The sequence below is a fragment of the Dietzia sp. HMSC21D01 genome (assembly GCF_001815995.1).
GTDB lineage: Bacteria > Actinomycetota > Actinomycetes > Mycobacteriales > Mycobacteriaceae > Dietzia > Dietzia cinnamea.
Genome location: NZ_KV824075.1, coordinates 1 through 9,448, shown reverse-complemented (window position 1 = coordinate 9,448; position 9,448 = coordinate 1). Strand labels below are relative to the sequence as shown.

Below are 9,448 nucleotides of genomic sequence, written 5' to 3'. Positions count from 1 at the left end.
GCGGCCGCCGGCCTCCTGGCGGTCCCGCTCGTCGCGGTGGGCCTGGTCGCCGGCGCCGCCCTCACCCCGAGCGGCGAGCACACCGACACCGTCGAGGTCGCGGTGATCCAGGGCAACGTCCCTCGCCTCGGCCTGGACTTCAACGCGCAGCGCCGCGCGGTCCTCGACAACCACCTCGACGTCACGGCCGGGTACGCCGACGACGTCGAGGCCGGCACCCTCCCGCGTCCCGACCTCGTGCTGTGGCCGGAGAACGCCTCCGACATCTCGCCGCTCGGCGACCGCCTCGCCGGGGCGCAGATCAGTGCCCTGTCCCGGCGCCTCGACGCGCCGATCCTCGTGGGCACCGTCCTGCCCACGGGGCAGGGGCGCGAGGCCACCAACTCCACCCTCGTCTGGGACGCCCGCGCCGGCGAGGGCGCCGGTGACGGTGCCGGTGCCGGTGACGGTGAGGAGACCGGTGACGCGGCCGGCTCCGACCCGGTCGCCGACCGGCACGACAAGAAGTACATCCAGCCCTTCGGCGAGTGGCTGCCGATGCGGGGCCTGTTCGAGGCTCTCTTCCCGATCGCACAGGCCGCCGGCCACTTCGTCCCCGGGGACGGCGACGGGCTCGTCACCGCGAACGGGGTCGAGCTGGGCGTGGCGATCTGCTTCGAGATCGCGTTCGACGCCGCCGCCCGCGAACCCCTCTCGCGCGGCGCCCAGATCCTCACCGTGCCCACCAACAACGCCACCTTCGGCCACTCGGCCATGACGTACCAGCAACTGGCCATGTCCCGGGTGCGCGCAGTCGAGCACAACGTGCCCGTCCTCATCGCCGCGACCAGCGGCGTGAGCGCCGTCATCGGCCCCGACGGGGACGTGCGGCAGGAGACCGGCATCTTCGAGCCCGCGGTGCTGGCGGCTCGGGTCGAGGTCGGCGGGGCCGGTACAGTGGCAACCCGACTGGGCGGCGTCCCGCAGGCGGTGAGCTGCCTCGTCGGGTTCGTCGCACTGGCCTGGGCGCTGGTCCACACCCGCCGACGGCCCGTGACCCGACACGAGGAGACGTAAGTGACCGAACCGACGACGCCGGGCGGCAGCGCGCCCTCCGCGCGCACGCTGGTGATCATCCCCACCTACGACGAGCGGGACAACCTGCCCGGCGTCGTGGAGCGCCTGCTCGCCTCGGCCCCCGACGTGTCGGTCCTCATCGCCGACGACAACAGCCCGGACGGCACCGGGGAGGTCGCCGACCGGCTCGCCGCCGACGACCCGCGCGGCCGGATCTCGGTCCTGCACCGCGCCGGGAAGCAGGGTCTCGGCGCGGCCTACATCGCCGGGTTCCGCTGGGGGCTCGAGCGCGGGTACACGGTGCTGGTGGAGATGGACGCCGACGGCAGCCATCCGCCCGAGCGCCTGCCCGCCATGCTCGAGGCCGTGGACGGCGGCGCAGACCTGGCGATCGGGTCCCGCTACGTCCCCGGCGGCTCGGTGGTCAACTGGCCGTGGCAGCGCCACGTCATCTCCCGCGGCGGCAACATCTACTCCCGCGTCGTGCTGGGTGTCGGCATCAAGGACATCACCGCCGGCTACCGCGCCTACCGCGCCGACGCGCTGGCCGAACTCGACCTCGACGCCATCGAGTCCAAGGGCTACTGCTTCCAGATCGACATGACCTGGCGGCTGCTGAACAACGGGCGGCGTGTGGTGGAGGTGCCCATCACCTTCACCGAGCGCACCGTGGGGCACTCCAAGATGAGCGAGTCGATCTTCCGCGAGGCCGCGGTCAACGTCGCCCGCTGGGGCTGGGAGAAGCGCCGCGCGCAGCTGCGAGCGCTCGTCGGGCGCTGAGTCCCCCGTCGGCCGGGCGGTGCGCCCCGCCGACGCGGAACGCCCCGGCCCCCTCGAAAAGGGGACCGGGGCGTCATGCCGTCCGGTGGCTCAGCGCGCGCCGGCGCGGCGCCGCTTCTTGAGCAGGTCCATCCGCTCCTTGAGGAGCTCCTCGAGCTCCTCCAGAGAACGCCGCTCGAGCAGCATGTCCCAGTGGGTGCGCGGCGGCTTGCCCTTCTTCACCTCGACCGCGGGGCCGTCGATGAGCTGGCCCTCCTGGCCGTTCTTACACAACCAGGTGCCGGGGATCTCGGCGTCATCGGCGAACGGCACCTCGTAGACCTCGCCGTTCGGCGTCTGGTACCGGGCCATGCGGCGGGGCGCGAGGTCGTGGTCCCGGTCGGTCTCGTAGCTCACCGCTCCGAGGCGGCTGCCCCTGAGGACTCGATCTGCCATGCGAACTCCTTCTGCCGTGTTCGTCTGCGTCAAAGCACTGCGGTCACGTCACCGCGCTGCGGTCAATTCTGCGGATCGACACGACGCTGCGTGGTTCCTGCTCGTATCAACGCCAGAGGAACCCCCAAATGTTCCCACGGCCCGACGCCGCGGGCCACCCCGGGGGCGACCTGGGTACCCTTTCCTCCGTGGATTCCGACGTCCGGGCAGAGTCCCCCGCCCCCCGGCGGGGCGAGGCGTCCTGCGCGTGGTGCGGTCGCCCCGTCGACGAGGGCGGCACCGGGCGGCGGCGGCGGTACTGCCGTCGCTCGTGTCGCCAGCGCGCCTACGAACAGCGCCGGTCGCTGCGGATGCAGGATCTGCCCGAGGGGACGGTCGTGCTGTCCGAGGCCGAGTCCACCGACCTCATGGACCGGATGTTCCAGCTGCGCTGCGCGTGCGAGGACCTGCGGACCGCGATCGCCGAGGGCGAGGACCCGGCGGAACTGGCGCGCATGTCGGAGGACCTCGTGGCCGCAGCGCGCCGGGCCGAGCGGCTGCGGTGAACCGAACAGCTGCGGTGCGCAGTGTCGGCGAGGTCCTGCGGACGTGGTGGGATCGGTGGCGGCCCTCCGTCACGGGTCTCATCGTCGCCGCGCTCGCGGCGTGGGTCTCACTCATGCCGTCGCTGCTGCCGCGGGCGTGGCACTACCAGGGCATCGTCACGGGGGTGTCGATGCTGGTCGGCTACGGCGTCGGCGTGGCGCTCCGGACCCTGTGGCGGCGCGTCGTCGCCCCCCGCATCAGCCTGCACCCCGACCTCACCGCGTTGGGGGACCGCCTGCTGGCGTTCGCGCGGTTGTCCGCTCCGTACGTGCTGGTCGTCTACCTCATCACGGCCACCGCCACGGCGATCCGCTGGCAGGACCAGGTCTCCGACCTCGTCGAGTCGCCGCGCCCGCCGTGGGCGGACTACATGCGCATCCCGTGGGTCGCGCTGGGGCTCTTCGTCGCGCTGCTGATCGCCGCCCGGGGTCTGCGGGCGGCGTACCGGGCGTTCGTCCGCGCGGTGCGCCGCCGGTTCGGGATCGGGGAGTACACCGCGCGGCTCGCGGGGGTCGTGGTGGCCGCCGCGCTGCTGCTGGGCATGGTCCAGGGCGTGGTGCCGCGCCTGTTCTTCGAGGCCGCCAACCAGATCTTCAGCGCCCAGAACAACGAGGACCTGCCCGACGCGCGCCCGCCGCGCGAACCCGAGAAGTCAGGCGGCCCGGGTTCGCTCGTGGACTTCGAGGACCTGGGCCTGCAGGGTCGGCGGTTCGTCAGCGGCGGCGTCGACCGGGAGACGCTGAGCGACCTGCTCGGCGAGGAGGCGAAGGAGCCGATCCGGGCCTACGCGGGCCTGGAGTCCGCGCCCACGGACGACGAGCGCTCCGACCTCGTGGTGGCCGAGCTCGACCGGACGCGGGCCTGGGAGCGGGAGTCCGTCGTGATCGTGCCGACCACCGGCACCGGGTGGATCAACCCGCACGCCGCCCAGGCGATCGAACTGCTCTCCGGCGGTGACGCCGCGACGGTGGGCACCCAGTACTCGTTCCTGCCCAGCTGGATCTCATTCCTCGCCGACCGCGAGAAGGCGGAGGCCGCCGGGCGCTCGCTCGTCGAGTCGGTGGTGGAGTGGCGCGACTCGCTGCCCCCTGACCTGCCGCGGCCGGCACTCTACGTCTATGGCGAGAGTCTCGGCACCCAGGCCGGGGAGGCGGCGTTCTCGGGGATCCGGGACATCCGCGCCACCGTGGACGGCGTGCTGTGGATGGGCCCGCCCAACTCCAACCACATCTGGCACTCGCTGGTCGAGCGCCGCGACCCGGGCACGCCGGTCACCGAGCCGGTGTACGCCGACGGCCTGCTGGTGCGCTTCTCCGAGGACCCGGCCGAGCTCCGCGACGACGACAGCCCGTGGATCCCGCCGCACGTGCTCTACGTCCAGCACGCGACCGACCCGGTCGTGTGGTGGACGCCGGATCTGCTGTTCGACCGTCCGGCGTGGCTGGCCGAACCCCCGGGTAAGGGCCGCCACCCCGGCATGTTCTACATGCCCGTGCTCACGTTTTTCCAGGTGACGGCCGATCTCGGCAACGCGGTCGGCGGGTCCCAGGGCTACGGCCACCTCTACGATCATCAGATCCTCGACGGGTGGGCGGCCGCGACGGGCCGCGAGGGGTGGGACGACGACGAGTTCCAGCGGTTCGCGGAGCTGCACGCCGTCGCCATGCTCAATCAGGACCGCGGCTGACGCCTTCCCCGTCCCGGGTCCGTGTTCTAGCGTTGCCTCGGAGAGAACCGGCCCAGGAGACGCGCGAATGAGCACCCACACCGCAGACATGCACGACATCATCCGCGTCCTCGGCGCGCGGGAGAACAACCTCCGCTCGGTCGACGTGGAGCTGCCGAAGCGGCGGTTGACCGTCTTCACCGGTGTCTCCGGGTCGGGTAAGAGCTCGCTGGTCTTCGCGACGATCGCCGCGGAGTCGCAACGGATGATCAACGAGACCTACAGCGCGTTCGTCCAGGGGTTCATGCCGACGCTGGCCCGGCCGGACGTCGACGTGCTGGAGGGGCTGACCACGGCGATCGTCGTGGACCAGGAGCGGATGGGCTCCGACCCGCGGTCGACGGTGGGGACCGCGACCGACACCGGCGCGATGTTGCGGATCCTGTTCAGCCGGCTCGCCCGGCCCGCCATCGGCGGCCCCAAGGCGTATTCGTTCAACGTGGCATCGGCCTCCGGGGTGGGGACGCTGAAGAAGGCCGACGGCACCCGGCAGAAGGCCGAGTTCACCATCACCGGCGGCATGTGCGTGCGGTGCGAGGGCCGAGGGTCGGTCTCCGACTTCGACATCGACGCGCTCGTGGACCGCTCGAAGTCGCTGGCCGAGGGGGCCATCACGGTCCCCGGGTACTCGATGGACGGGTGGTACGGCCGCATCTACTCCGGGTCCGGGTTCTTCGACATGGCCAAGCCGGTGGGCGAGTTCACCGAGCGCGAGATGGACGACCTCCTGCGCAAAGAGCCGGTGAAGATCAAGGCCGACGGCATCAACGTGACGTTCGAGGGGCTGATCCCCCGGATCCAGAAGTCGATGTTGTCCAAGGACGTCGAGGCCATGCAGCCGCACATCCGGGCGTTCGTCGAGCGGGCCGTGGTCTTCACGACGTGTCCGGAGTGCGACGGCACGCGGCTCAACGAGGGCGCCCGTTCGTCACGGATCGGCGAGCACAACATCGCCGACGTCTCGGCCATGCAGATCACCGACCTCGCCGAGTGGCTGCGCGGACTCGACGAGCCGTCGGTGGCCCCGCTGTTGGGGTCGTTGCAGCACACGCTCGACTCGTTCGTGGAGATCGGGCTGGGGTACCTCTCGCTCGACCGGCCGGCGGGCACGCTGTCGGGCGGCGAATCCCAGCGGGTCAAGATGATCCGCCACCTCGGGTCAGCGCTGACGGACGTGACCTACGTGTTCGACGAGCCGTCCATCGGCCTGCACCCGCACGACATCGACCGTATGAACGGGCTGCTGCTGCGCCTGCGGGACAAGGGCAACACCGTCCTCGTGGTCGAGCACAAGCCCGAGACCATGGCGATCGCCGACCACATCGTGGACCTGGGCCCCGGGGCGGGGTCCGAGGGCGGGGAGATCTGCTTCGAGGGCACGGTGGACGGGCTGCGGGCCAGCGGCACCGTCACCGGCCGGCACCTGGACGACCGCGCCTCTCTCAAGGACTCGGTCCGCGCGCCGGCAGGGTGGATCGAGGTACGCGGGGCGAGCGCGCACAATGTGCGGAACGTGGACGTGGACATCCCTCTCGGGGTGCTGTGCGTGGTGACGGGGGTGGCGGGCTCGGGCAAGAGCTCGCTCATCCACGGCTCGGTGTCCCCGCGGGAGGGAGTCGTCGCGATCGACCAGTCGGCGATCCGGGGCTCGCGCCGCAGCAACCCCGCGACCTATACCGGCCTGCTCGAGCCCATCCGCAAGGCGTTCGCCAAGGCGAACGGGGTCAAGCCCGCGCTGTTCAGCCCGAACTCGGAGGGCGCGTGCCCGACGTGCAAGGGCGCGGGGGTCATCTACACCGACCTCGGCATGATGGCGGGTGTCGCCACGACGTGTGACGACTGTGAGGGCCGCCGGTTCCAGGCCGAGGTGCTCGAGTACCGGCTGGGGGAGCGCAACATCGGCGAGGTGCTGGCGATGTCCGTGGCCGAGGCGGAGGACTTCTTCTCGGCGGGCGAGGCGCGCATCCCTGCGGCCCACAAGATCCTGGTACGCCTGCGGGACGTCGGGCTCGGATATGTGCGGCTCGGCCAGCCGCTCACCACCTTGTCCGGGGGCGAGCGTCAACGCCTCAAGCTGGCCGCCCAGATGGCGGACAAGGCCGACGTCTACGTGCTGGACGAGCCGACGACCGGCCTGCACCTCGCGGACGTGCAGAATCTGCTCGGCATGCTCGACCGGCTCGTCGACGCCGGCAAGTCGGTGATCGTGATCGAGCACCACCAGGCGGTGATGGCCCACGCGGACTGGATCATCGACCTCGGCCCCGGCGCGGGCCACGACGGCGGTCGCGTGGTGTTCGAGGGCGCCCCGGCCGACCTCGTCGCCGACGCGTCGACGCTGACCGGGGAGTACCTGGCCCGCTACGTCGGCGGGTGACACCCGTCTCGGGGGCCGGGCGCCGTCCATCGCGACGCCCGGAGGTAGAAAGACGTCATGTCCGACTCCCGCGCTGTCCCTGATTCCTCGTCCTCCGCGAGCGCGTTCGTCCGTGTCTCCGGCCTCGTCGTGGACGAGGTGAGCGCCACGTCCCTGCGCGGACACGCGGACCTGGGCGCCGACCATCTCACCGACTGGGGGACCGTGCACGGTGGCGTGTACGCGAGCATCGTCGAGTCCGCGGGCGGGGCGGGTGCCGGGTACGCCGTTGCCGACCGGGGTCAGGTCGCTGTGGGGGTCCACAACGGGACCGACTTCCTGCGCGCCTCGGCCGGCGGGCGGGTTGAGGTGACCGCCGCAGCCCTGTTCCAGGGCCGTAGTCAGCAGCTATGGGACGTGGTCATCACCCAGTCCGAGACCGGGAAGGTGCTGGCCCGCGGTCAGCTGCGGCTCCAGAACGTCGACCGCCCGGGCGACACCGGGGTCGCCGACGCCACCGACCCGGCCGCGGGCTGAGCCACGCCGGCAGAGGGGAGCGGCGGGCCGGCACCCGGAGGGCAGCTCCAGGTCGGCGAGGTCCGTCCACTCCTCGGCCGTGCCCGTGACGGCGTCGCTGTCGCGTGCGCCCAGCATGAGATACCCGGCGTAGGTGACCGCTTCCGCGGTCCGCGACTCGGGGGAATCACCGTGCCCGTCCGCGATCAGCAGAGAGGTGCTGCTGTCGAGGTCCCGCAGCGCTGACGCCAGCGTCGGTTGGTCCGGGGCCTGCTCGTCGCCGCGCGAGTACTCGGCGATCTCGCGGAGTGCGCGCCGGGTGTCGTCGCGGACGAACTCCCGCTCGGCCCGGTCGGCCGCGGCGGCGGTCGGCAGCTCCACATCTGCGGACCCGGGTCCCCCTCGAGCCATCGGCCGGCGTCGGGATTGCAGGGATCGCAGGCGGGGTCGTCGCCGGGCACGATGTGCCGGCTCGCCCGCGCCGCGCGGGCGTCGTACTCGCGGTGGGCGGCGGCGAGCTCAGTGCTGATCGACTCGGAGGGAGTCCAGATCCCCTCGACGACGGTCTCTTCGGCGTCGGCGAGCGCGTGGGGCGCGGCGTGGTGCTGCGGTCGGCTGTCAGGCCCCGGTTCGGTGGCCGCGTAGGCCGCTACCGCGTCCCGCGCGCGGCGCACCGCTCGACGTTCCGGTCGGCGGGGATCGGGGAGGAGATCCGCCATGGCCACCAGCCACGCCACGGCGGCTCCGACAGCGGTCATGGCCGGGACGAGGACGGGTTCGGTGCCGTGCTCGCCGACCGAGGTGGGAGCCCGCGGTGAACGCGCCGAGGGAGGTGGCGACGACCAGGCCCAGACCGATGCCGGCGACGGTCGCGGCGCGACGACGCAGCGGGGCGGCCGGGGCGTAGAGGACGGCGAAGGTCCCGGTGACGGTGAGCAGCCCCAGGTCGAAGCGCCCCAGCAGCGTCGGGACCGCCAGGCACAGCAGGACCGTGAGCCCCGCCTTGGTCGCATTGGGCAGCCGCGGGGGGCTCGGGGCCAGCGTGACGAGTGGTCGCAGGAGTTCTCCGGTTCGCGTCCTCGCCATGTGCTCCTCAGGCCGTCCTTCCGAATCGCTTGTGCAGTGCCTGCCTGCTCACCCCCAGGACCGTGCCGATCTCCGCCCAGCTCAACCCGTGCACTCTGGCGAATCGCACCGCGGCCGCCTCCTCGCGGGCGATCTCGGCCTTGGCCCGCGCGATGGCGGCCAGTCTGTCGACGGGGGAGTCCTCCGCGCTGAAGTCGAACGTCGTCTCCATTGTCACCACCTCATCCGTCAACCTACGTTGACACTACCGGCGATGTCAACCAGAGTTGACGCCAAGGGTGCGTCCCGGGGCGGTCCCGGGATACACTCCCGGGCATGTATCCCGGTGCCATCACCATGAAGCCCTGGCCCCGCCGCTGACGGCGGCGGAGACCACCTTCACCCCTCTCTCTGCACGCCGTCCACGGGCACACGCCGGGCGGCCATCTCGTGCTACCCGGCTCCACGACGAGCCGAAGAGGGCACCGTGCACCACGACCAGCATCATCACCAGCACCACCGACTCCCCGCGGGCCACCGCGCACACATCCGCCTGACCGACGTGGCGGTGACGCTCGGCGACCGCACCGTCCTGACCGGCGTCGACCTCACCGTCTCCGCGGCATCGCGGCTCGCCGTGGTGGGGGAGAACGGTCGGGGCAAGACGACGCTCCTGCGCGTCCTGGCCGGGCGGCACCGCCCGGACTCCGGAACCGTCTCACGGGTCGGACGGATAGGGACCGTCGACCAACACCTGGACGCCCCCGCGGCGCGCACGGTCGGCGACCTCGTCGCCGAGGAGATCGCCGACAGCCTCGCCGCCCTGCGCGCGTTGGACGCCGCCGCCGACGCCATGGGAGCCGGGAAGCCCGGCGCCGAGGACGAGTACGCGGCCGCACTCGAGCTGGCCACCGCACTGGACGCGTGGG

The 9,448-nt window shown here is 72.1% G+C and carries 10 protein-coding genes; 7 read left to right on the top strand and 3 right to left on the bottom strand.

Annotated elements, in window-relative coordinates; genetic code table 11:
- The coding region (gene lnt, locus HMPREF3086_RS14940) for an apolipoprotein N-acyltransferase (protein WP_070722704.1) at nucleotides 1-1,056 on the top strand (1,056 nt) is incomplete at its 5' end.
- Nucleotides 1,057-1,836: a polyprenol monophosphomannose synthase gene (locus tag HMPREF3086_RS14935; RefSeq protein ID WP_061228739.1), complete on the top strand. Its 780-nt coding sequence runs from the start codon at nucleotides 1,057-1,059 to the stop codon at nucleotides 1,834-1,836.
- Between the two features lie 90 nt (nucleotides 1,837-1,926).
- Here HMPREF3086_RS14935 and HMPREF3086_RS14930 read toward each other — a convergent pair whose 3' ends face one another.
- Complete coding sequence (locus HMPREF3086_RS14930; protein ID WP_061228740.1) at nucleotides 1,927-2,271, bottom strand: RNA polymerase-binding protein RbpA; 345 nt, start codon at nucleotides 2,269-2,271, stop codon at nucleotides 1,927-1,929.
- Between the two features lie 128 nt (nucleotides 2,272-2,399).
- Between HMPREF3086_RS14930 and HMPREF3086_RS14925 the strand changes: the two genes are divergently transcribed.
- The 4 genes from HMPREF3086_RS14925 to HMPREF3086_RS18180 all read left to right on the top strand — a co-directional run bounded on the left by HMPREF3086_RS14925 (nucleotide 2,400) and on the right by HMPREF3086_RS18180 (nucleotide 7,475).
- Complete coding sequence (locus HMPREF3086_RS14925; RefSeq protein WP_311200563.1) at nucleotides 2,400-2,816, top strand: hypothetical protein; 417 nt, start codon at nucleotides 2,400-2,402, stop codon at nucleotides 2,814-2,816.
- On the top strand, nucleotides 2,813-4,543 hold the full coding sequence (locus HMPREF3086_RS14920) for an alpha/beta hydrolase (RefSeq protein WP_244881683.1): 1,731 nt from the start codon (nucleotides 2,813-2,815) through the stop codon (nucleotides 4,541-4,543). Before HMPREF3086_RS14925 ends, HMPREF3086_RS14920 begins: the two co-directional genes overlap by 4 nt.
- 67 nt (nucleotides 4,544-4,610) lie before the next feature.
- Nucleotides 4,611-6,959, top strand: coding sequence for an ATP-binding cassette domain-containing protein (locus HMPREF3086_RS14915; RefSeq protein WP_061228742.1), 2,349 nt, complete (start codon nucleotides 4,611-4,613; stop codon nucleotides 6,957-6,959).
- A 57-nt stretch (nucleotides 6,960-7,016) separates the two neighbouring features.
- Nucleotides 7,017-7,475, top strand: a complete 459-nt coding sequence (locus HMPREF3086_RS18180) for a PaaI family thioesterase (protein WP_061228743.1) — start codon at nucleotides 7,017-7,019, stop codon at nucleotides 7,473-7,475.
- 597 nt (nucleotides 7,476-8,072) lie between these two features.
- On the opposite strand, the gene HMPREF3086_RS18640 is transcribed toward HMPREF3086_RS18180, so the two are convergent.
- Together HMPREF3086_RS18640 and HMPREF3086_RS14900 are read right to left on the bottom strand one after the other, a co-directional pair.
- Nucleotides 8,073-8,540: a hypothetical protein gene (locus tag HMPREF3086_RS18640; protein ID WP_141764113.1), complete on the bottom strand. Its 468-nt coding sequence runs from the start codon at nucleotides 8,538-8,540 to the stop codon at nucleotides 8,073-8,075.
- 7 nt (nucleotides 8,541-8,547) lie between these two features.
- On the bottom strand, nucleotides 8,548-8,751 hold the full coding sequence (locus HMPREF3086_RS14900) for a sigma factor-like helix-turn-helix DNA-binding protein (RefSeq protein WP_007633914.1): 204 nt from the start codon (nucleotides 8,749-8,751) through the stop codon (nucleotides 8,548-8,550).
- 255 nt (nucleotides 8,752-9,006) lie between these two features.
- Between HMPREF3086_RS14900 and HMPREF3086_RS14895 the strand changes: the two genes are divergently transcribed.
- On the top strand, nucleotides 9,007-9,448 hold a 442-nt coding region (locus tag HMPREF3086_RS14895), incomplete at its 3' end, for an ATP-binding cassette domain-containing protein (protein WP_141764112.1).

Coding starts and splice junctions, on each gene's coding strand:
- HMPREF3086_RS14930 (WP_061228740.1), bottom strand. CDS start 2,271: ATGGCAGATCGAGTCCTCAGGGGCAGCCGCCTCGGAGCGGTGAGCTAC.
- HMPREF3086_RS14925 (WP_311200563.1), top strand. CDS start 2,400: ATGTTCCCACGGCCCGACGCCGCGGGCCACCCCGGGGGCGACCTGGGT.
- HMPREF3086_RS14915 (WP_061228742.1), top strand. CDS start 4,611: ATGAGCACCCACACCGCAGACATGCACGACATCATCCGCGTCCTCGGC.
- HMPREF3086_RS18180 (WP_061228743.1), top strand. CDS start 7,017: ATGTCCGACTCCCGCGCTGTCCCTGATTCCTCGTCCTCCGCGAGCGCG.
- HMPREF3086_RS18640 (WP_141764113.1), bottom strand. CDS start 8,540: ATGGCGAGGACGCGAACCGGAGAACTCCTGCGACCACTCGTCACGCTG.
- HMPREF3086_RS14900 (WP_007633914.1), bottom strand. CDS start 8,751: ATGGAGACGACGTTCGACTTCAGCGCGGAGGACTCCCCCGTCGACAGA.